Below are 20,756 nucleotides of genomic sequence, written 5' to 3'. Positions count from 1 at the left end.
AGGAATCGTTTAGCGACGGTGCCTGCCTTTCAAATGCCTGCAATCAGCCGAGGAGCTCGCTGAGTGGAATGAATAGCACCTGGTCTCCCTTGACCAATACTCGCCCTTCCCGGACTTCCACCAGCCCCTCAGCCCAGGCAGCGCTGCGCAAAACACCCGAACTCTGGTTACGGTAGATAATCGCTTGTCCCTGCTCCAGGCGCCCACGCAGAAATTCACGGCGGTTACCGGCCTGAGGCCAGACAAATCCTGCAGGAACTGAAAACTTCAGCGGCTCGACATCCTGCACGCCTTGGAGACGCAACAGATAAGGTCGGGTCAACAAAGCAAAAGTCACCAGTGTCGAGGCAGGATTTCCCGGCAATCCAATCACCGGAACTCCACGAAAATGCCCGACCGTCAGCGGCTTGCCGGGTTTGATTGCCAGTTTCCAGAGTGTCAGCTCGCCTTCTTCCCTCAAAGCGATTCCGAGGAAATCCGCTTCCCCGACCGACACGCCACCTGTCGACAGAATCAGGTCTACGTCCTGCAACTCCCCAAGTCGCGCCCGAGTGGTGGACAGGTCATCAGGCAGAATGCCGGCATCCACCACTTCACATCCGAGGCGCTGCAACCAGCTGCACAACAACACCCGGTTGCTGTTGTAGATCTGTCCCGGCCCGAGTGGCGTGCCCGGCTCAACCAGCTCGTCCCCCGTGGACAGCACTGCCACACGAACCCGACGAACCACCTCGAGCCCAGCGCATCCCAGCGACGCAGCCAGCCCTTGCTCGATCGGACCCAGCCGGGTTCCGGCAGGCAAGACCAACTCACCGACAGTCGTTTCCTGGCCTTGTGGACGAATGTTCTGCCCGGACACCATCGTCTCGGTGAAACTCACGCGCTCGTCGGCATGAATCTCGACGTTTTCCTGCATCTCGACACAGTCTGCACCGGCTGGCACCGGCGCGCCGGTAAAGATCCGGGCACAGGTGCGTGGTTTCAAGGGTTCCGGTGCCTGTCCGGCGAAGACTTTCTGGCTGACCGGCAACGGCTCGCCGGTCCAGTCGGCCAGATTCAAGGCATAACCGTCCATGGCGCTGTTCGGCCATGGCGGCAGATCCAGCGTCGAAACCAGATCCTGCGCCAGCACCCGCCCCTGAACCTGCGCTAGAGGCAAAAACTCACTCTCGACAATCCGCGAGCCCTCGGCCATTTCCAGCAACCGCGTCAATGCTGCTTCGACAGGCATCAGGCTGCCAGTCTTGCCCGGCTTACCCACGGGATTCACAAGGCGCCGCCTGTTTCAAATGAGTGACGAAATTGCACGGGCGGTGGCGTGAGTCCAGTTGCTCGGCGAGGATGCCATCCCAACCGGTGCGCACTGCGTTGGTCGAGCCAGGCAGGCAGCAGACCAGCGTGCCATTGGCCAGTCCCGCCAAAGCCCGGGATTGCACGGTTGAGGTGCCGATGTCAGGCACCGAGATCTGGCGAAACAGCTCACCAAAACCGTCGACCTGTTTGTCCAGCAGGCAAGCGACCGCTTCCGGGGTGCTGTCGCGACCGGTAAAACCGGTTCCGCCGGTAATCAGCACCACTTGCACGACGTCTTCGGCAATCCAGTGAGCGACTTGCGCACGAATCTTGTACAGGTCATCTTTGAGCAGCACCCGCTGCGCCAGATGGTGGCCCGCGGCTGTCAGCCGGTCGACGAAGACCTGGCCGGAGGTGTCGGTTTCCAGGGTGCGGGTGTCGCTGACCGTCAACACCGCGATATTGAGCGGCACGAAAGGTACATCAGCCTTGGCTTTCATAGGCTCGTCCAGTTGTATGAGAAACAGCCTGGTGTTATATCACAGCGCCCCCTTTTTTCGCCGCCCCTGCGGAGAGCTGCCATGACTTCGAACACGCCATTACCCCCCTGCTCCATTCTGTTGCTGGCCGGTGGACGCGGACAACGAATGGGTGGCCAGGACAAGGGACTTGTGGAATGGCACGGTGAACCACTGATCGTACATCTGCATCGCAAGGTTCGGCCGTTGACGGATGACCTGATCATCTCCTGCAACCGCAATCGTGAACGCTATGCGCCGTTCGCCGACCGATTGGTTAGCGATGACGAGGAGGACTTTCCCGGACCATTGGCCGGTATTCGTGCCGGCTTGAAAGCCGCGCGCCACACCCATCTGCTGGTACTGCCCTGCGATGTCCCGCGCATCGACCTTGCGCTGCTGCACAACATGCGGGAGGCGGCCGGTCTGAATTCTGAAAAACCTTTAATGTTGCGACATGACGATCACTGGGAACCACTGCTTTGCGTGATCCCGGTGGCACTCCTGCCGGCATTCGAAAATGCCTGGAACGCAGGAGAGCGCAGCCCCGGCCGGGTGATGCGCAATCTTGATGCCCAGGCCCTGGTTTGCCCTGACAACGATCCACGCCTGGCCAATCTCAACACCCCTGAACTGTTGAGTTCGCACAACACTGTGTCAGACTGACAGCATTCAAGGAACTTGCACGCCTTGTATACGTCTCAAGCTCAGTAACCAAAAGAATTTCCCTTCGGAGACACACTCATGACTCAACGGACCCTCGCCACTTTCATGCTCGCACTGGGCCTCGCCACTCTCGCCGGTTGCGCTTCGCCAACAGTGATCACCTTGAATGACGGTCGCGAAATCCAGGCTGTCGACGCCCCCAAGTATGATGAAGATTCGGGCTTCTACGAGTTCGAACAACTGGACGGCAAGCACACCCGCATCAACAAGGATCAGATCCGCACTGTCAAAGAGCTGTAAGTCTTCAGTTCGACAGCGGATACAGAAAAGCCCGCAATATGCGGGCTTTTTCGTGTCTGGCAGAAAAGGGTCGATACCCGGATCACCAGTCCAGCGTGATCCGGCTCTCAAATTCGCGCACCTGCCCCGTGACCGGGTCGATGAATCGCAACCCCTGCGCCAGGAGCTTGAGCGGATTGGCGTAATCATCTTCAACGTCTTTGAGCACTTCAGGGTAAAACGGATCATTGCAGATGCTCGCCCCCAGCGCCGTCATGTGCACACGTAACTGATGCTTCTTTCCGGTCACCGGATACAGGCCGTAACGCCAGAGTTCGCCGTTCTTTTCACGAACCTCCACCGCCGTTTCGGTGTTGCTTACACCCGGCCCCTCCTGCATGCGGAAAAACGGTTCACCGTCGACCATGCGACTCTTGTGTACCAACGGAAAATCCAGCCCAGGCAGCGCAGCCGCAATGGCTTCATAGCGTTTTTCGATCTGCCGTGTCGGAAACAGTGACTGATACGCCGACCGCGTCTGTGGGTTGGCAGAGAAAATCACCAATCCGGCCGTGTGCCGATCAATTCGGTGCAGCGGCACCAGATGGGGATTGTCCAGGCGCCGGATCAATCGGCGAAGCAGCGTCTGCTCGACATATTCGCCCGCCGGGGTCACCGGAAGGAAATGCGGCTTGTCGGCCACCACCAGATGGTCGTCCGCATACAGGATCGACTCGACCACCGGGATCGGCTTTTCATCCGGCACTTCACGAAAATAATGAATGCGCAGCCCTTCCTTGTAGGGCAAGTCCAGCGCAATCGGCTGACCCTGGCCATCGAGCACCCGGCCACGGGCGATTCGATCCAGCCATTGATCACGCCCGATGGCACTGAAATGCTCACACAGGCAGTCGAGCACTGTCTGCCAGCTACCGGGGGGCAGATACAGCGTGCTGGCCTGATTCTGTGCTGCGGAAAATGTGGGTGCGTTGGACATGCGGAGAACTCGAAGCTACAAAGCAGAGTGGCATTATCCAACACCGGGCGCAGCAGACCTAGTGCAGAATCAGGCGGGGATCGATTTGAGCGCCGCCGCTTCGGTGAACTCCTTGAGCCAGCGCAACACATCCACGGCGTCCCAACGGCCCGGATCGTACAAGGCGTACAAAAGCCCCTGATATCCGACTACATCCAGTTGTTTGTGATAACCGGCACGCTGGAACAAGGCCTCGATCTCGGCAAAGCAGGTGTTGAAATGCAGCTTGTTGAAGGGAGTCTTGCCTTCCGTGACCAGACCGTCCAGACGCAATTCGTGGACGGCCTCGCGCACCACGTCAACCGACATCCCGTTCACGCTGCTTTTCAACTGTTCGACATTGACCACGACTGCTCCCTCTGACATCCGGCTTGCCCTGACGAATGCCCGGAAACGACATGGCAGGCCAACTCAATTACTGTATGCGCATACAGTAACCGAATAACCCGAAAAGTGCCAAGCCGTGATTGAACGAAGGTGACGAGCGCCATCAACGCAGAAGAGAAAAGACCATTAACGCAGGAATGCCACCACCTGATCGGCGTTGAACGGCCACCCCAATTCCGCGCCGGTATCGACCCTGCGCAAGACCGGGATCCGCAGGCTGTAGGCCTCGAACCACGATTCGTCGTCAGCAATATCCACCAGTTCCACCAGCAGACCATGCTCGACAAAAGGCATCAGTTCGGCCTCCGCGACCTCACACAAATGGCACCCCAGGGTGCCGAACAACTGGCATTCAGGAAGCATGTGCGCTCAACCCCAAAAATCGAGTGATCATTCTAGGCTTGCCCGCAAAGCCCGTCGACCCACCCTCCGGGTTCGATCCCGCCCCTCGTAAAACCCTGATGTAAATCAGCCCACAAAATCGCCATTTACGCGATGCTCCGGTGTTTTTTACCTCTACGCTTGAAGAGCCTGACCTGTCCCGGAGTGTCTTGTGTTTGCCAATCTGCTGATCATTCTGGCGTCGTCCCTGGTGATGATTGCCCTGTTCCGACGCCTGCGCCTGCCGCCTGTGCTGGGTTACCTGTGCGTGGGCTTGATGGTCGGGCCGAAGGCATTCGACTGGATCAATGAAAGCGAACATCTGCCGGATCTTGCCGAACTGGGCGTGGTGTTTCTGCTGTTTTCCCTGGGGCTGGAGTTCTCCCTGTCGAAAATGATTGCCCTGCGCCAGGTGGTTTTCCGTCTGGGCAGCCAGCAAGTGCTGATCACCACACTCCTGCTGGGAGGCGTGCTGATGTTGCTGGGCATGCCCGCCACACCAGCCTTGCTGCTGGGCGCCGGCCTCTCGCTATCATCCACGGCGATTGTGACCAAGGAGCTGGGCAGTCTCGGCGAAATCTTCAGCAGCCACGGCCAGAACGCGGTAGGCGTCCTGTTGTTCCAGGACGTGGTGGCCGTGTTGCTGTTGACGCTGGTGCCGGTATTTGCCGGGAGCAGTGATCAGGCCTGGTACTGGGCGCTGCCCCTGACCTTGTTGAAGACCGTATTGCTGTTCTTCGGTTTGTTGCTGGCCAGCCGCTGGCTGCTGCCCCGCCTGTTCCAGGAAGTCGCGGCGTCGCGCTCGGCGGAGCTGTTCGTGCTGCTGGCCCTGGTGATTGTGTTGCTGACGGCCTGGCTGACCCACCTGCTGGGCCTGTCTCCGGCCCTCGGCGCGTTCCTCGCGGGCATGCTGCTGGGCGAAAGCCATTACCGGCATCAGATCGAGGCCGATATCCGGCCGTTTCGCGACATTCTGCTGGGACTGTTTTTCGTCAGCATCGGCATGCTGATCGACCTGCAGCTGTTCGCCAGCCACAGCCTGCTGATTATCGGCATGACTCTGGGATTGCTGGTTATCAAAGGTCTGGTGGTGGCGCTGTTGGTGAAATGGCGCGGCAGCGACAGTGAAACGGCCTGGCGCAGCGGCCTCGCCCTCGCCCAGGGCGGTGAGTTCTGCTTCGCCCTGATGGCGCAGATGCAGCAGACCCGGCTGCTCCCAGCCGAACTCGGTGCTCTGCTGCTCGCCGCCACCTTCTGCTCGATGCTGCTGACGCCCCTGCTGTTACGCGCCGCTCCGCGCATCGCCGCCGCCCTGCACCGCAAACCCAATCAGGAAGCACAGATCGAGGAAATCAGTGCCCTCAATGCCGGGTTCGACGGGCATGTGGTGATCTGTGGTTACGGCCGCGTCGGCCAGTCGATCGGACGCTTCATGCGCAATGCCGGGCAATCCTACGTCGCGCTGGACAACGATCCGGTGCGAATTCAGGAAGCCGCCACCGCCGAGCGCGACGTCCACTACGGCGATTCAACCCGCGGCGATCTGCTGACCGCCGTCGGTTTGCTGCGCGCCAGGTTGCTGGTGATTGCTGTGGATCAAGCCGACGTGGCCCTGCGTGTTCTCAAGGAGGCTCGACGTCTCAACCCGACAGTGCCGATCCTGGTGCGCACCCGGGACGACAGCCAGTCGGCCGAGCTGAAAGCAGCCGGCGCCAGCGAAGTGGTGCCGGAACTGCTGGAGTCGAGCCTGATGCTCGGTTCCCATGCCCTGATCCTGCTGGGGTTTCCCGCGCACCGGGTGCAGGAGAAAGTCGATCAGGTGCGCATCGATCGTTATCGCCTGCTTCACGGCTTTTACCCCGGAGCCGACGATGAGGAAACCTAGTCCTGGCTCACCGCGCCGATCTTGTGCAGCGACAGGTCGGCGCCGTAGTACTCCTGTTCCTGGCTCAGGCGCAGACCATGCAGCGCCTTGATCGAACCGTAGACGGCGAAACCGCCGATCAGCGCCACCGCCACACCGAGGGCGGTGCCGATCAACTGGCTGATCAGGCTGACGCCGCCGAGTCCGCCCAACGTGGTCGAGCCGAAGATCCCGCAGGCAATGCCGCCCCACACGCCACACAGACCGTGCAACGGCCAGACACCCAGCACGTCATCGATGCGCCATTTGACCTGCGCCGCCGTAAAGCACCAGACAAACAGGGCGCCGGCAATCGCGCCGGTCACCAGCGCGCCGACCGGGTGCATCAGGTCGGAACCGGCACACACCGCCACCAGCCCGGCCAACGGGCCGTTGTGCAGGAAGCCCGGATCGTTGCGCCCGACGATCAACGCCGCCACCGTGCCGCCGACCATAGCCATCAGCGAGTTGACCGCCACCAGTCCGCTGACCCCTTGCAAGGTTTGCGCGCTCATCACGTTGAAGCCAAACCAGCCGACGATCAGGATCCACGACCCCAAGGCCAGAAACGGAATGCTCGACGGCGCGAACGCCACCAGCTTGCCATCGCGATAGCGTCCGGTGCGCGGGCCGAGCAGCAACACCGCCGCCAGCGCCAGCCAGCCGCCCATGGCATGCACCACCACCGAACCCGCAAAATCATGGAAAGGGGCGCCGAACTGTGCGGTCAGCCAGGCTTGCAGACCGTAGTTGCCGTTCCAGATCATCCCTTCGAAAAACGGGTAGATGAACGCCACGATCAGCGCCGTGGCGCACAACTGCGGCACAAAACGCGCCCGCTCGGCGATGCCGCCGGAGATGATCGCCGGGATCGCCGCCGCAAAGGTCAGCAGGAAGAAAAACTTCACCAGTCCATACCCATGATCGGCACTGAGCACCGCCGCCGGATGCAGGAAGGTCACCCCGTACGAAAGCCAATAGCCTATAAAGAAATAAGCCAGCGTCGACACCGCAAAGTCGCTGAGAATCTTCGACAGTGCGTTGACCTGGTTTTTCTGGCGAACCGTTCCGACCTCCAGAAATGCGAACCCGGCGTGCATGGCCAGCACCATGACCGCACCGATCAGAATGAACAACGTGTTGGAACTGTGAACCAGCGTGTCCACAGCGCTTTGCAGATTTTCCATGAGGAGGCAGACCCAAGGCTGAAAAAGGCACCAAAGCGGTTCATGCGCACATTTCATGCACCAAGTTGCGACTGCGCGATCACTGATCCGGTAGTCCGGTGAACCGCTTTGGCGCACAAGGTCGATGGGCTGACATGAACCCTCATCATCCGGGCCTTGCTCTGCCCGGTTTCGCGCCCGGCAACAGCGCACTGCCACCGGTCGACGCACCACGACACAGCAAAAGCTATACCAAGCACTTGTACTGAACCTTCACTCTTGGCTCATACTCGAACGCTTCAGAACACCGCTTCAGAACGCCACTTACGGAGATCCCCCATGGCCAGCATCAAGGCAAAGACTGCTCAAGAAATCCTGATGAACGACTTCCAGACTCTGGTCAGCGACACTGAACGCTTGCTGGAACACACCGCCACGCTGGCCGGTGATCAGGCTGACGAGCTGCGCGAACAGATCCACGAAAGCCTGCTGCGCGCACGGGAAACCCTGAAGCTGACCGAAGACACTCTGCGCGAGCGCGGTCAGGCGGCGGTCACCGCCACCGAGGAATATGTATCGGCCAACCCATGGCAATCGGTGGGTATCGCCGCCGGCGTCGGCTTCCTGATCGGCCTGCTGGCCACGCGGCGCTGATCATGTCGATCGGTGAATCCGGCCCGAACTCGGGCACCGCCTCCTCCACGCGTCGTCTGGGTGCTGCCGTTCTCGGCCTGCTGCACAGCCACGTCGAACTGTTCGGCATCGAACTGCAGGAACAGAAAGCACGCACAGTCAGCCTGTTGCTGTTCGCCGGCCTGGCGCTGGTGTTTGCGCTGCTGTTGCTGGTCGGCCTGTCGACCCTCGTACTGATCGTGTTCTGGGACACCTATCGCCTCGCCGCAATCATTGGTCTGTGCGTGTTTTACACCCTGGCGGCAATCTTTTGCGCGCTGCGTCTGAAGGCCGCAATCTTCGATGAATCCTCGCCCTTCCACGGCACGCTGGAAGAACTGGCCAATGACCGGGAGCGCCTGCTGCCATGAGCCTGCCTGAACTTCCGCACAACAGCTCACGCCGGGAAATGCGCAAGGCACTGATCCGTTTGCGCATGGAAATGCATCGTCAGGAAATCCGCCACGAAACCGGCCAGGTCCTGCAACCTCTGCAACGCATGCGTGGCATGACGCAAAACCTGCAAGGCGGTTTCGGCATCAAGCACGCGCCGTTGTGGGGCATGGCGGCTGTGACGCTACTGGGTTTCATCACAGGTAAAGGGGCCAAGAGCGGTGGCGTCGGCGGTTTGACCCGACTGATCCGCCTGGGCAGCAGCCTCGCTCCGCTGATCAAGCTGGTCATGCAGAGTTCGAGCAAGCGCTGATCCCCTCACATCTGGCTGCATTCTTGCAATACCGGCGGGATTGAATCTCTTATCCGGAGGTTCAATCCCGCTTGCCTATCCGGCCGGCAGAATTCAACCAGAACAAGAACGACAAGGAGGCCCCGTGATCGACGGGCAACCGCTCGCCTGCTTTCAACCGTTCATCGATACCGCCACCGGACGCATTGCAGGGGTCGAGGCACTGGGTCGACTGCGCCAGGCCGATGGCCAACTGGCGTCGGTCGGACCGCTGTTCGCCGACCCGCGCACGCCTGCCATCGCACTGCGCCGAATGGACCGGCAAATCCGCGACAACGCGCTGAGCCGACTGCACGAAGCGCCGCCGGACTGGTTTCTCAGCCTGAACATGTCACCGCGCTGGATCAGTCGCTTGCGGGCCGACCAGGCACTGCCGAGCCTGAAACAGCTCGCCCGGCATGGTATCGACCCGCAACGGATTGTTTTCGAGATCACCGAACTCGGCGGTAACAGTCAGCGCCTGAGCGAAGTCGTGGCGCGCTATCGCGATGCCGGCGCCCGGATTGCCATCGACGATTTCGGCGCCGGTTATTCGCAGCTCGATCGCGTGCTGGCGCTGCAACCGGACATTCTCAAACTCGACATGCGCCTGTTCCAGGCTGCGGCACTTGGCGGGCCGAGCAGTGATGTGGTCAAGGCCCTCGCGCAAATGGCCGAAAAAACCGGCTGCTGGATCATTGCCGAAGGCGTAGAAACTGCGGCGCAACTCAATTTCGCTCTGGAGTGCGGTTCGCGTTACGTGCAGGGTTTTCTGTTCGCCCGGGCGCAGGAGGCGTTTTTCGGTGCGGATGACTTCGTCGAGTGCTTTGCCGAGCTGCGCCAGTCTTACGTGCGCCAGAAACTGGCCGAACGCAGCAAGCTGATGTTCATGCGCCAGCAACTCAGCGAACTCATGACCATCCTGCAAACCTGGGCCCAGGCCCGGGCCCCGCTCAGTGCCCTGCCGCAGCTCGACGCCTTTCCCTGGCTGCTGCGCTTTTATCAGTGCGACCGTCACGGCACCCAACTGACGCCGAATCTGGAATGGCGACAAAGCGGCTGGGTAGCCGACAACCGCTACCTGGGCCACAACTGGTCGTGGCGCCCTTACTTCTATCACCTGCTGGCCGAGGGCTGGGAGGAACGGCGCCTGACCCTTTCCAACACCTATCGCGATGCCACCAGCAACCAGTATTGCCTGACTGCCGGGCAGTTCTTCGATAACGGCGAGCGCCTGCTGCTGATCGACATCGATGCCGCGGGGCTGTAGTTGCGCTTGCAGATGCCAGCCTGAACCGGGAAGCTAGGGAATCAGTCACCAGACGGAGAGAATCAGCCTTGGATTGGCATACCCTGCTCAACCGCGAACGTCTCGGCAAACCGTTGCACAGCCCGCAGGAACTTGGCCGCAGCCCGTTCCATAAAGACCATGACCGCATCATTTTCTCCGGCGCCTTCCGCCGCCTGGGGCGCAAGACCCAGGTGCATCCGGTGTCGAGCAACGATCACATTCACACGCGCCTGACCCACTCGCTGGAAGTCAGTTGCGTCGGCCGTTCGCTGGGCATGCGTGTCGGCGAAACCCTGCGCCGCGCTCTACCCGAATGGTGCGAGCCGAGCGATCTGGGCATGGTGGTTCAATCGGCCTGCCTGGCGCACGACATCGGCAACCCGCCGTTCGGCCATTCCGGGGAGGACGCGATCCGTCACTGGTTCCAGCAGGCTGCGGGGCGCGGGTGGCTGGATGCGATGAGTGACGCCGAACGCGGTGACTTCCTGAACTTTGAAGGCAATGCGCAGGGCTTCCGGGTGCTCACGCAACTGGAGTATCACCAGTTCGACGGCGGCACCCGACTGACCTACGCCACCCTCGGCACCTATCTGAAGTACCCGTGGACGGCCCGTCACGCCGACTCCCTCGGTTACAAGAAGCACAAGTTCGGCTGCTACCAGAGCGAGCTGCCGTTGCTGGAGCAGATCGCCCATAAGCTGGGTCTGCCGCAGCTGGAAGAGCAGCGTTGGGCGCGCCATCCGCTGGTGTATCTGATGGAGGCCGCAGACGACATCTGCTACGCCCTGATCGATCTGGAAGACGGCCTGGAAATGGAGCTGCTGGAGTACGCCGAAGTCGAGTCGCTGCTGCTCGGTCTGGTCGGCGATGATCTGCCGGAAACCTATCGCCAGCTCGGCCCGCAGGATTCGCGCCGGCGCAAACTGGCGATCTTGCGCGGCAAAGCCATCGAGCACCTGACCAACGCCGCCGCCCGGGCCTTCGTCGAACAACAGGACGCATTGCTGGCCGGTACGCTGTCGGGGGATCTGGTGGAACACATGCACGGCCCGGCCAAGCGTTGCGTGTTGAACGCCAAGGACATCGCCCGCAAGAAAATCTTCCAGGACAAGCGCAAGACCCTCCACGAAATCGGCGCCTATACGACCCTGGAGATTTTGCTCAACGCCTTCTGTGGTGCCGCCCTGGAACAGCACAATGGCCGCACGCCATCGTTCAAGAGCCGCCGGATTCTCGATTTGCTGGGCAACAACGCGCCGGACCCGCACGGTCCTCTGCACGCGTCGTTCCTGCGCATGATCGACTTCATCGCCGGCATGACCGACAGCTACGCCAGTGACATGGCGCTGGAAATGACCGGGCGCTCCAGCCCTTGACGCCTGCCGCCCGACCGATCTGCAAGGGGATCGGTCGGGCGTGGTGAGGCGCAAGCGAAACTACAAACCCTTCTTCTGGTACTTGTTCAGGAAGCTCAAAGTCAAAAGCAGCAACACTCAATTCAGCCTCATCCCTTTAAATCTCGCCGGCATCTATAAACTTATTCAAGAACAAACTTTGAACATCTCACGTCCCTACCTACGTCAAACCCAGTTAACACGTAGTCTGATTCCTCTATATTTGTAGGATTTCTCCTAGATTGCCACTACCCCCCCGTCAGTTCATGCGAGCGTTCATTCATCTGAGCTAAGGTTCGCCCTTTATTTGCGCTCGTATGGGATTTGATTATGAACTCCGTTTTTATTGTCGACGATCACCCGGTCATCCGCCTTGCCGTTCGAATGCTGCTGGAACATGAAGGTTATAAAGTCGTTGGAGAAACCGATAACGGTGTCGATGCCATGCAGATGGTTCGCGAATGCATGCCCGACCTGATCATTCTCGACATCAGCATTCCCAAGCTCGATGGCCTGGAAGTCCTGGCCCGCTTCAACGCCATGAGTTCGCCCTTCAAGACGCTGGTATTGACTGCGCAATGCCCGACCCTGTTCGGCATTCGTTGCATGCAGTCAGGTGCATCGGGTTATGTCTGCAAACAGGAAGACCTGAGCGAACTGGTCAGTGCGATCAAGGCTGTCCTTTCCGGCTACAACTATTTTCCCAGCCAGGCCTTGAACCCTGTTCGTCACGATGACGTGCGTTATGCAGAACTGGAACTCTTCAAATCCGTCAATGACCGGGAACTTATGGTCTTGCAACTCTTTGCCCAGGGCCGCACGAACAAGGAAATTGCAAAAGGCATGTTTCTCAGTAACAAAACTGTAAGCACTTATAAAAAACGACTGATGCAAAAACTCAAAGCCAAGTCTCTCGTAGAACTTATCGAAATGGCCAAACGTAACGCACTCGTGTGAGAGTCAACATGTCCAGCCGTTTAATGAGTTTTCTGATTGCATGGAGTGCATGTCTGGGTTTCTGCACCTCTTCAACCGCCGCATCACCCGCCTCGCAAGACTTCACCCTGCTTGGTCGGTCGGCCGACCGGTCGGTGCAGGCTTTGTTCGACCCATCGCAGGTGGCGTGGGCACACACTCGCAATGAGTTGATTCTGGGGACTTCCGCTCCAGACTATCCGCCCTTTGACATGACAGCCAGCGGGCACGACTACGAAGGTTTCACGGCGGATTACGCCGTACTCGTTGGTCAGGCGATCGGTCTGCCGATTAGAGTCAAACGTTTCGCCTCGCGGGAAGCCGCCATACGGGCATTGATCGACGGTCACATCGACATGCTCGGCACCGCCAACGGATTTGAAGCAGAGAACGCCGATATCGTGCTGTCGAGGCCCTACGCCATCGATCAACCGGTGCTTGTGACGCGCGAGGGCGAAACCCGAACACTGACCGAAGGCCTGGCAGGCATGCGGCTGAGCATGCTGTATCACTACTTGCCGCTGGACGATGTCAAGGCGATGTATCCCAAAGCGCTCATCACCTCCTATCCGTCCTATCAGAACGCAATCAATGCGGTAGCGTTCGATCAGGCAGACGTGTTTCTCGGTGACACCATTTCCACCCACTACATGATCAGCAAGGGATACCTGAACAACATTCGCATGGCCAATTTCGGCAAGCACGAGGCCCACGGTTTCAGCTTTGCCGTGCATCGCAACAATCCACAGCTGCTCGCCATCATCGATACCGTGCTCAAGGCCGTACCGGGCAGCGAGCGCGAAAACATCGCCAAGCGCTGGAGTGTCGGCAGCGACACACTTCTGACCGACCAGAAATTGCAACTGACCAAACGTGAAGAGCAATGGCTGAAAAAACATTCGGTCGTGAGCGTAGTGGTCAACGAAGCGTTCGCACCTCTGACGTTCTTTGACAGTGACGGCAATTTTCGCGGCATCAGCGCCGACTTGCTCGAACTCATCCGGTTGCGCACCGGACTGCGCTTCGAAATCCGCCGCAGCCGCAGTGACGCCGAAATGATCAAGCAGGTCGAGCATCACCAGGCTGACCTGATCGCAGCCCTGCTGCCTACCGCCCAGCGCGAGGAAACCCTGAACTTCAGCCGCCCCTACCTGGAAAATTCATACGTACTGTTGACCCGAAAGGCCGCCGACAGTCCCACGCACCTTGGGCAACTCAAACGCAAGCGTCTGGCGATCGCTCAGGGCAATCCGATGATCGAATACCTGCGCAGCGAGTTTCCACGCATTCAACTGATCGAAACGCCAGATACCTTCAGTGCCGTGGCGCTGCTTGACGAAGGCCAGGTCGAAGGCGCAGTGAACTCCTTGGTCATCGCAAACTACTTCATTGCATCGCGAACCTTCGAACACCCCCTGCAGATCACCACCACCATCGGCACCCGACAGGCGGCGTTCTCACTGGCGACTGCGCGGGACAACACAGAACTGAGCTCGATCATCGACAAGTCACTGATGAGCATCACGCCCGAAGAACTGGGCATCATCAACGGGCGCTGGCGTGGCTACTCAAGTGTTTCGCAAGGCACCTGGCGCCAATACCAGCGCTTTTTCTATCAGGTGATCGGCGGCGCCTGCCTGCTGTTACTCCTGTCGCTGCTCTGGAATGCCTACATGCGCCGTCAGATCAAACAGCGCAAGGCAGCCGAACGGGCGTTGAATGACCAGTTGGAATTCATGGGTTCACTGGTCAACGGCACGCCCCACCCGATTTACGTGCGTGACCGACAGGGTCTTCTGCAAAGTTGCAACGACAGTTATCTCCAGGCGTTCAATGCCCGGCGCGAAGACGTCATCGGCAAAAGCGTGATGCAGGGTGCATTGAACAATGCTTTCGAGGCCCAGACATATCAGGCCGACTATCAACGGGTGATGGCGGAGGGCAGACCGCTGGTGCTTGACCGGCCGCTGCAGATCGGCAACCGGCAGCTGACGATCTATCACTGGATCCTGCCGTACCGGGACTCCAGCGGTGAAGTCCAGGGGATCATTGGCGGCTGGATCGACATCAGTGAACGCCGCGAACTGCTCGATGAACTCCGCGCAGCCAAGGAACGAGCAGACGATGCCAACCGGGCCAAGAGTACGTTTCTGGCGACCATGAGCCATGAGATCCGCACCCCGATGAACGCCGTGATCGGCATGCTCGAACTGACGCTCAAGCGCATGGATCAGACTCACCCGGATCGCTCCGGCATCGAAACGGCGTACCACTCGGCCAAGGACCTGCTGGGCCTGATCGGCGACATCCTGGACATTGCCCGCATCGAATCCGGGCGGCTGAGTTTGACCCCCGAGCGAATCAACCTGATCGATACCGTGGGCTCGGTGGTCAGAATCTTCGAAGGTCTCGCCCGGCAGAAGCAGCTCTCACTGGCGGTGTCCGTCTCTCCGCCTGAATTGAATGTCGATGTTCACCTCGACCCGCTGCGCTTCAAGCAGGTGTTGTCGAATCTGATCAGCAATGCCATCAAGTTCACCGAAGCAGGACACATCAGAATCACACTGGATGTTCTACCCACGGATGATCCGGAACGCTCGATGGTGCAGTTGACCGTACAGGACAGCGGCATCGGGATCACGACGCAGGATCAGTCGCGTTTGTTCGAACCCTTTGCCCAAGCCGCCAACGGCGGGCAGCGAACCTTCAGCGGCGCAGGCCTGGGGCTGGTCATCAGCCGCAACCTGTGTGAAATGATGGGTGGAAAACTGCGGTTGAGCAGCCTGCCGGGAATCGGCACCCAAGTCAGTGTTTCGCTGCCGGTGGTCATCCTGCCTGCACAAGTGGCGAGAGCAGAGGACGAACCGGAGATTCAGGCATCCCTCATCCCGTTGACCGTTCTGGTGGTCGATGACCATCCTGCGAATCGGCTGCTGATGTGCCAGCAGCTGGAATACCTCGGCCATCGTTTCTGTATCGCCGAAGATGGCCAGCAAGGGCTGGAACAATGGAAGAACGGCGAATTCGATCTGGTCATCGCCGATTGCAACATGCCCGTCATGAACGGTTACGATCTGACCCGGGCCATTCGCAAGCACGAAACGCTCACCCGACGCCCTGCCTGCACGGTGCTGGGGTTCACCGCCAATGCTCAGCCGGAAGAGATCCTGCGCTGCAAACAGGCGGGCATGAACGACTGCCTGTTCAAACCCCTGAGCCTGAACAGCCTGAGCGAATGGGTCAACAGTGTTCAGCCGCTGTTCCGTGCGCCGGTGTTCAATCTGCAAGGCCTCACACTGCTCACCGGAGGCAACCCCTCCCAGACTCACCGCCTGCTCGCAGAGCTGCTCAACAGCAGTCGCCTTGACCGACAGGAATTGCAGGCCCTCTCCCTCACCCGGGATCCCCCCGCACTGGCCATCATCGCCCACAAGATCAAGGGGGCCGCACGCATTGTCCAGGCCTCGCGCCTGATCGACAGTTGCGAGGCGCTTGAACAGGCTTGTCAGCAAGCGCTGCCGGGGGATGAGATCGAGCGTCGCTGCCAGGCCAGCCGTCTCGCCATCCTGGAACTGGAGCAGGCACTGGAACAGCAACTGAACCGGATCAGTCAAAGCAAAGTGACCCGGGCTTAACTATGCTTGGACGCTGAGCAGTGTGCTTACCTACACGGAGAGTCCGCAATGCCCAGCCCACTGCGCCCGGAACAACGCCGGTTTCCGCTGCATGTGCACATCAGCGTCATGTTCACCTTTTTGCTTTTGCTCACCGGGGTGGTGCTGGGTCTGTTCAACTATCGGCAGACCACGCAGATCATCCTGTCGAGCAGCGAAAAGCTGTTCAACCGCATCGAGCAGGATGTGCGCCTCGATCTGCAGGCCACCTATGCACCGATCAGACACCTGCTGAGCCTGCTGGCGGACAATCCCGCCGCCCGCTCTTCCGGCCTCGAACCACGCCTGGCGCTGCTCAAGCCGTTCAGCCAGTCCCTGACGGACAATCCGGATCTGGCCTCGCTGTACCTGGGGTATGGCAACGGCGACTTCTTCATGGTTCGTCCTTTGCGCACGCCGGCGCTGAAAACCCTGCTCAAGGCACCGGACGCAGCGGCGTTTCAGGTCTGGAGCATCGAACATGACGCCAGCGGTCAGGCGCATTCGCAGTCGCTGTTCTTCGACCAGGCACTGTCCCCGGTCGGCCGGCAGGACAACCCCGACGATCCTTATGATCCCCGCAGCCGAGCGTGGTACATCAACGCACGGCAGCAGACCGAACAGATCACTACCGAACCCTACGTCTTTTTTTCCACCCATAACGTCGGCACGACGCTGGCCCGGCGCAGCGGTGATGACGCAGTGATCGGCGCCGACCTGACCCTTGATGCACTCTCCGCAACCCTGATCAAACACGTGGTGACGCCGGCCACGGAAATTGTCCTGTTCGATGCCGATGGCAACGCCGTGGCCTACCCCGACAGCAGCCGGCTGATCGTCGATGACCGAACGGCGCGTCTGGCCAAGGCTGCCGACTTGAGCCCCGCCCTTAACGCCTTGTTGTCCGGCCATCAGGGCAATCGACTCAAGGCCGACGGCCGGCTATGGATCGTCGCCCGCAGCCAGTTGCAGGAAGGCGGGCCGAAAGGTTTGCAAATGGCGTTGCTGGTGCCGGAGGACGAGTTGCTGGTCGACGCCTATCGCATGCGCTGGCAGGGCGCGTTGATCACGCTGGCTACTCTGCTGCTATGCCTGCCGCTCGGGTGGCTGATCTCGCGAATTCTGGTCAAACCGCTACACGCACTGGTCAAGGAAGCCGATGCGATCCGCAGTTTCGATTTCAATTTTCCCGTGACCCGTCGATCGCTGGTACTGGAGATTGACCAGTTGAGCCTGTCGATGGCGCGCATGAAGGACACCCTGGCCAGCTTCTTTCGGATCACCGACAGCCTGACTGCTGAAACCCGCTTCGAACCGCTGCTGCAGCGGGCCCTGTTCGAGACCGTGCAGATCGCCCAGGCTCAGGCGGGCCTGATCTATCTGCGGGAAAACGACGGCAATCGCATGGAGCCCTACGGACTGGTGGTCGATGGCGCCTCTCAAGCCCTGACCGCGTTCGACATTCAGGGACGCAACCTTGACGCGACTCAGGGGCCCGAATGGTTTCGGCAATTGGCGAGCGCCGACACAGTCGTGAGCAATCTGGGCTTCGAACAGGCCACCGATCTGCGCAAAGTGCTGCTGGCCATGGCGTCACCGAGGGTTCATCTGATCGGTATCCGTTTGCATAACCGGCACAACGAAACCGTCGGCCTGCTGGTGCTGCTGATCAATGACAGCGGCACGGCAAGTGATCTGGAAAAGCTGCGGCCCGACCGCATCGCCTTCCTGCAAGCAGTGTCCGGGGCGGCGGCGGTGAGTATCGAGAGCCAGCGCCTGCAAGCCCGGCAGAAACAACTGCTGGACGCGTTCATTCAATTGCTGGCCGGCGCCATCGATGCCAAGAGCCCTTATACCGGCGGACATTGTCAGCGCGTGCCGGAACTGACCCTGATGCTCGCCCAGGCCGCTGCAGCCAGTCAGGCGCCGGCCTTCAGCGCTTACCAGCCGAACGAAGATGAATGGGAGGCCTTGCACATCGCCGCCTGGCTACACGATTGCGGCAAAGTCACGACCCCGGAATACGTGGTCGACAAAGCCACCAAACTGGAAACCCTGAACGATCGCCTGCATGAAATCCGCACCCGCTTCGAAGTGCTCAAGCGCGATGCCTGGGTCAGCTACTGGCAAGCCCTGGCCATGGGCGGCGAAGAGCGGCAACTGGCCGAGCTGCGCGACGCAACCCTGACAGCACTGGATGATGATTTTGCATTCGTCGCCCACTGCAATCTGGGCAGTGAAGCGATGGCCGAGGCCGACCTGCAACGTCTGCAAGGCATCGCCCGACGTACCTGGACGCGCACGCTGGATGATCGGCTGGGTCTGTCATGGGAAGAGAACCGGCGTCAGGCACGCACCCCGGCACCGCCCTTGCCGGTCACCGAACCGTTGCTGGCAGACAAGCCGGAGCATCTGCTGGAACGCGCCGAAGGCGAGTTGATTCCGGAGGACAATCCGTGGGGATTCAAGCTCGACGTGCCGCCCTACAAATACAATCGCGGCGAGCTGTACAACCTGAGCATCCCCCGGGGCACGCTGACCCGCGAAGAACGCTACATCATCAACCACCACATGGTGCAGACGATCCTGATGCTCAGTCATCTGCCCTTCCCCGGGCATTTGAACAGCGTCGCGGAAATCGCCGGCGGGCATCACGAAAAGATGGATGGCACCGGTTATCCCAAGCGCCTGAAACGCGAGGACATGAGCCTGCCGGCGCGCATGATAGCGATTGCCGATATATTCGAAGCCCTGACCGCCGCCGACCGTCCATACAAGAAGGCCAAGTCCCTCAGTGAGGCGCTGGGGATCATGGCCACCATGTGCCGTGAAGCGCACATCGATGCCGAGCTGTTCGGGCTGTTCATCCGCGATGGCGTGTATCTGCAGTACGCCACACGGTTTCTCGATCCACGGCAGATCGATGCCGTGGACCCGGCGGCCGTGCTGCTCAAGGCAGGCCTGGCGGCGTGATCAGCAGTCGGTCAGGCGCAGGAAGATCGCCGCCAGTTGTTCGATCCCGGCCTGATCGTCGGCACCGAAACGCGCGAGCTTCGGGCTGTCGAGGTCGAGCACGCCGATCAGACGGCCGTCCTTGACCAACGGCACGACCAGTTCGCTGTTCGACGCACTGTCGCAGGCGATATGGCCGGGGAACGCGTGAACGTCTTCAACCCGTTGCGTTTGCAAGCTGGCAGCCGCCGCGCCGCACACACCGCGTCCGAACGGAATGCGCACGCAGGCGATCTGGCCCTGGAACGGACCGAGCACCAGCTCTTCGTTGCGATTGAGGTAGAAACCGGCCCAGTTCAGGTCATCGAGCTGGTTGAACAGAAACGCCGAAAACTGCGCGGCGTTGGCGATGAAATCGCGCTCGTCCGCCAGCAGCGACTCCAGTTGTGCGGCCAACATGCCATAGCCTTCGAGGCCTTGGCCGCTCTGTTGCAAATCAATCATGCCTTGTGCTCCAACAATTTCAGTCCCACCCAGTAACGGGCGAATTGGTAAGCGCAACGTCCGTTGCGGTTGCCACGGCCGGTTGCCCAGCGCACGGCGAGGATGTCCAGTTGTTCGTCGCGCTGCCAGTCCAGACCGGCCTTGGCGGCCAACTGGCCGATCCAGTGCTCGACGACGTTGAGGAAATGTTCCTGGGTAAACGGATAGAACGACAGCCACAGGCCGAAGCGATCCGACAGCGCGATCTTGTCTTCCACCGCTTCGCTCGGATGCAGCTCACCATCGACGCGCTTCCAGTTTTCGTTGTCGCTTTCCTTTTCCGGCACCAGATGACGACGGTTGGAGGTAGCGTAAAGCAACACGTTGTCCGGCGCCTGTTCGAGCGAGCCGTCCAGCACGCTTTTCAGTACGCGGTAGTCGCCTTCGCCGGACTCGAACGAGAGGTCGTCGCAGAACAGCACAAAGCGCTGCGGCAGCTTGGCGATCTGCTCCACCACCCGTGGCAGGTCCGCCAGGTGATCGCGCTCGATTTCGATCAGACGCAAACCGGCCTTGGCGTGTTCAGCCAGCAGCGCGCGGACCAGCGACGATTTACCGGTACCGCGCGAACCCCACAGCAGCGCATGGTTGGCCGGCATGCCGTCGAGAAATTGCTGAGTGTTGCGGCCCAGTTGCTCCAGCTGGCGGTCGACGCCGATCAAGTCCGACAGGCGCATGTCGAGGCTGACTTCCAGCGGCAGCAGATAACCGCTGCGCCCGTCACGCTGCCAGCGTGCGGCGAGGCAGGTGCCCCAGTCGATGACCGGGCGTGGAGCCGGCAATAGCGGTTCGATCCGCGCCAGAACCGACTCGGCGCGCTCAAGAAAAGCATTCAATCGGGAATCCACGTCTTCTCCTCGGGCTCGTTCACAGTGATGATGGCGGTGCAGCAAAGACAGACAGCGTCCGAAACCTGTCCCGGG

At 60.3% G+C, this 20,756-nt stretch carries 19 protein-coding genes; 11 read left to right on the top strand and 8 right to left on the bottom strand.

Features of this window, described 5'->3' with window-relative positions; all coding sequences use genetic code 11:
* Positions 1-43: 43 nt before the first annotated feature.
* Positions 44-1,270, bottom strand: coding sequence for a molybdopterin molybdotransferase MoeA (locus QRN46_RS12655; RefSeq protein WP_041475386.1), 1,227 nt, complete (start codon positions 1,268-1,270; stop codon positions 44-46).
* Positions 1,254-1,793 (bottom strand): molybdenum cofactor biosynthesis protein B, encoded by a 540-nt coding sequence (gene moaB, locus QRN46_RS12650; protein ID WP_221616056.1) that lies wholly within the window; start codon positions 1,791-1,793, stop codon positions 1,254-1,256. Before moaB ends, QRN46_RS12655 begins: the two co-directional genes overlap by 17 nt.
* A gap of 81 nt (positions 1,794-1,874) precedes the next feature.
* On the opposite strand from moaB, the gene mobA reads away from it, so the two are divergent.
* Positions 1,875-2,477: a molybdenum cofactor guanylyltransferase MobA gene (gene mobA / locus QRN46_RS12645; protein WP_011335274.1), complete on the top strand. Its 603-nt coding sequence runs from the start codon at positions 1,875-1,877 to the stop codon at positions 2,475-2,477.
* A gap of 78 nt (positions 2,478-2,555) precedes the next feature.
* Entirely contained in the window at positions 2,556-2,777 is a 222-nt protein-coding gene (locus tag QRN46_RS12640) for a YgdI/YgdR family lipoprotein (RefSeq protein ID WP_007955739.1), read from the top strand.
* A gap of 82 nt (positions 2,778-2,859) precedes the next feature.
* Here the strand turns inward: QRN46_RS12640 and QRN46_RS12635 are convergent, their stop codons facing one another.
* The 3 genes from QRN46_RS12635 to QRN46_RS12625 all read right to left on the bottom strand — a co-directional run bounded on the left by QRN46_RS12635 (position 2,860) and on the right by QRN46_RS12625 (position 4,542).
* Positions 2,860-3,753 carry a pseudouridine synthase gene (locus QRN46_RS12635; protein ID WP_011335275.1) on the bottom strand — a complete coding sequence of 298 codons (894 nt, stop codon included), beginning with the start codon at positions 3,751-3,753 and terminating at the stop codon, positions 2,860-2,862.
* Positions 3,754-3,822: 69 nt separating this feature from the next.
* Positions 3,823-4,140 carry a hypothetical protein gene (locus QRN46_RS12630; RefSeq protein ID WP_007955735.1) on the bottom strand — a complete coding sequence of 106 codons (318 nt, stop codon included), beginning with the start codon at positions 4,138-4,140 and terminating at the stop codon, positions 3,823-3,825.
* A 165-nt stretch (positions 4,141-4,305) separates the two neighbouring features.
* Positions 4,306-4,542, bottom strand: a complete 237-nt coding sequence (locus QRN46_RS12625; protein ID WP_011335277.1) for a glutaredoxin family protein — start codon at positions 4,540-4,542, stop codon at positions 4,306-4,308.
* A 190-nt stretch (positions 4,543-4,732) separates the two neighbouring features.
* Between QRN46_RS12625 and QRN46_RS12620 the strand changes: the two genes are divergently transcribed.
* On the top strand, positions 4,733-6,445 hold the full coding sequence (locus QRN46_RS12620; RefSeq protein ID WP_221616054.1) for a cation:proton antiporter: 1,713 nt from the start codon (positions 4,733-4,735) through the stop codon (positions 6,443-6,445).
* On the opposite strand, the gene QRN46_RS12615 is transcribed toward QRN46_RS12620, so the two are convergent.
* Positions 6,442-7,650 (bottom strand): ammonium transporter, encoded by a 1,209-nt coding sequence (locus QRN46_RS12615; RefSeq protein ID WP_285354958.1) that lies wholly within the window; start codon positions 7,648-7,650, stop codon positions 6,442-6,444. The genes QRN46_RS12620 and QRN46_RS12615 overlap by 4 nt on opposite strands.
* A gap of 318 nt (positions 7,651-7,968) precedes the next feature.
* Here QRN46_RS12615 and QRN46_RS12610 point away from each other — a divergent pair, with 318 nt between their 5' ends.
* From QRN46_RS12610 to QRN46_RS12575, 8 genes are all read left to right on the top strand, one after another.
* A complete protein-coding gene (locus QRN46_RS12610) occupies positions 7,969-8,283 on the top strand; it encodes an ElaB/YgaM/YqjD family protein (RefSeq protein ID WP_007955729.1) in 315 nt (104 codons plus the stop codon).
* 2 nt (positions 8,284-8,285) lie between these two features.
* Positions 8,286-8,672, top strand: coding sequence for a phage holin family protein (locus tag QRN46_RS12605; RefSeq protein ID WP_011335280.1), 387 nt, complete (start codon positions 8,286-8,288; stop codon positions 8,670-8,672).
* Positions 8,669-9,007: a hypothetical protein gene (locus tag QRN46_RS12600; RefSeq protein ID WP_011335281.1), complete on the top strand. Its 339-nt coding sequence runs from the start codon at positions 8,669-8,671 to the stop codon at positions 9,005-9,007. The genes QRN46_RS12605 and QRN46_RS12600 overlap by 4 nt, the downstream gene beginning before the upstream one ends.
* A gap of 124 nt (positions 9,008-9,131) precedes the next feature.
* A complete protein-coding gene (locus tag QRN46_RS12595; RefSeq protein WP_011335282.1) occupies positions 9,132-10,295 on the top strand; it encodes an EAL domain-containing protein in 1,164 nt (387 codons plus the stop codon).
* 68 nt (positions 10,296-10,363) lie between these two features.
* The gene (locus QRN46_RS12590) at positions 10,364-11,692 is read left to right on the top strand and encodes a deoxyguanosinetriphosphate triphosphohydrolase (RefSeq protein WP_011335283.1); all 1,329 of its coding nucleotides are present in this window, start codon (positions 10,364-10,366) and stop codon (positions 11,690-11,692) included.
* A gap of 348 nt (positions 11,693-12,040) precedes the next feature.
* A complete protein-coding gene (locus QRN46_RS12585; RefSeq protein ID WP_011335284.1) occupies positions 12,041-12,667 on the top strand; it encodes a response regulator transcription factor in 627 nt (208 codons plus the stop codon).
* A gap of 8 nt (positions 12,668-12,675) precedes the next feature.
* Positions 12,676-16,320: a transporter substrate-binding domain-containing protein gene (locus QRN46_RS12580; protein ID WP_285354953.1), complete on the top strand. Its 3,645-nt coding sequence runs from the start codon at positions 12,676-12,678 to the stop codon at positions 16,318-16,320.
* Positions 16,321-16,368: 48 nt separating this feature from the next.
* The gene (locus QRN46_RS12575; RefSeq protein WP_285354950.1) at positions 16,369-19,311 is read left to right on the top strand and encodes an HD domain-containing phosphohydrolase; all 2,943 of its coding nucleotides are present in this window, start codon (positions 16,369-16,371) and stop codon (positions 19,309-19,311) included.
* On the opposite strand, the gene msrC is transcribed toward QRN46_RS12575, so the two are convergent.
* Positions 19,312-19,794, bottom strand: a complete 483-nt coding sequence (gene msrC, locus QRN46_RS12570) for a free L-methionine (R)-S-oxide reductase MsrC (protein ID WP_011335287.1) — start codon at positions 19,792-19,794, stop codon at positions 19,312-19,314.
* Positions 19,791-20,681: an ATP-binding protein gene (locus tag QRN46_RS12565; RefSeq protein ID WP_064383282.1), complete on the bottom strand. Its 891-nt coding sequence runs from the start codon at positions 20,679-20,681 to the stop codon at positions 19,791-19,793. Before QRN46_RS12565 ends, msrC begins: the two co-directional genes overlap by 4 nt.
* Positions 20,682-20,756: the final 75 nt, after the last annotated feature.

Source organism: Pseudomonas sp. lyk4-R2A-10 (assembly GCF_030209075.1).
GTDB lineage: Bacteria > Pseudomonadota > Gammaproteobacteria > Pseudomonadales > Pseudomonadaceae > Aquipseudomonas > Aquipseudomonas glycinae.
This window is presented reverse-complemented; position numbering and strand designations above follow the sequence as displayed.

Excerpts from the sequence above, each read along its gene's own strand:
- QRN46_RS12585 (WP_011335284.1), top strand. The coding sequence starts at position 12,041 with ATGAACTCCGTTTTTATTGTCGACGATCACCCGGTCATCCGCCTTGCC.
- msrC (WP_011335287.1), bottom strand. The coding sequence starts at position 19,794 with ATGATTGATTTGCAACAGAGCGGCCAAGGCCTCGAAGGCTATGGCATG.
- QRN46_RS12610 (WP_007955729.1), top strand. The coding sequence starts at position 7,969 with ATGGCCAGCATCAAGGCAAAGACTGCTCAAGAAATCCTGATGAACGAC.
- QRN46_RS12625 (WP_011335277.1), bottom strand. The coding sequence starts at position 4,542 with ATGCTTCCTGAATGCCAGTTGTTCGGCACCCTGGGGTGCCATTTGTGT.
- QRN46_RS12580 (WP_285354953.1), top strand. The coding sequence starts at position 12,676 with ATGTCCAGCCGTTTAATGAGTTTTCTGATTGCATGGAGTGCATGTCTG.
- QRN46_RS12605 (WP_011335280.1), top strand. The coding sequence starts at position 8,286 with ATGTCGATCGGTGAATCCGGCCCGAACTCGGGCACCGCCTCCTCCACG.
- QRN46_RS12575 (WP_285354950.1), top strand. The coding sequence starts at position 16,369 with ATGCCCAGCCCACTGCGCCCGGAACAACGCCGGTTTCCGCTGCATGTG.
- moaB (WP_221616056.1), bottom strand. The coding sequence starts at position 1,793 with ATGAAAGCCAAGGCTGATGTACCTTTCGTGCCGCTCAATATCGCGGTG.
- mobA (WP_011335274.1), top strand. The coding sequence starts at position 1,875 with ATGACTTCGAACACGCCATTACCCCCCTGCTCCATTCTGTTGCTGGCC.
- QRN46_RS12615 (WP_285354958.1), bottom strand. The coding sequence starts at position 7,650 with ATGGAAAATCTGCAAAGCGCTGTGGACACGCTGGTTCACAGTTCCAAC.
- QRN46_RS12640 (WP_007955739.1), top strand. The coding sequence starts at position 2,556 with ATGACTCAACGGACCCTCGCCACTTTCATGCTCGCACTGGGCCTCGCC.
- QRN46_RS12600 (WP_011335281.1), top strand. The coding sequence starts at position 8,669 with ATGAGCCTGCCTGAACTTCCGCACAACAGCTCACGCCGGGAAATGCGC.
- QRN46_RS12635 (WP_011335275.1), bottom strand. The coding sequence starts at position 3,753 with ATGTCCAACGCACCCACATTTTCCGCAGCACAGAATCAGGCCAGCACG.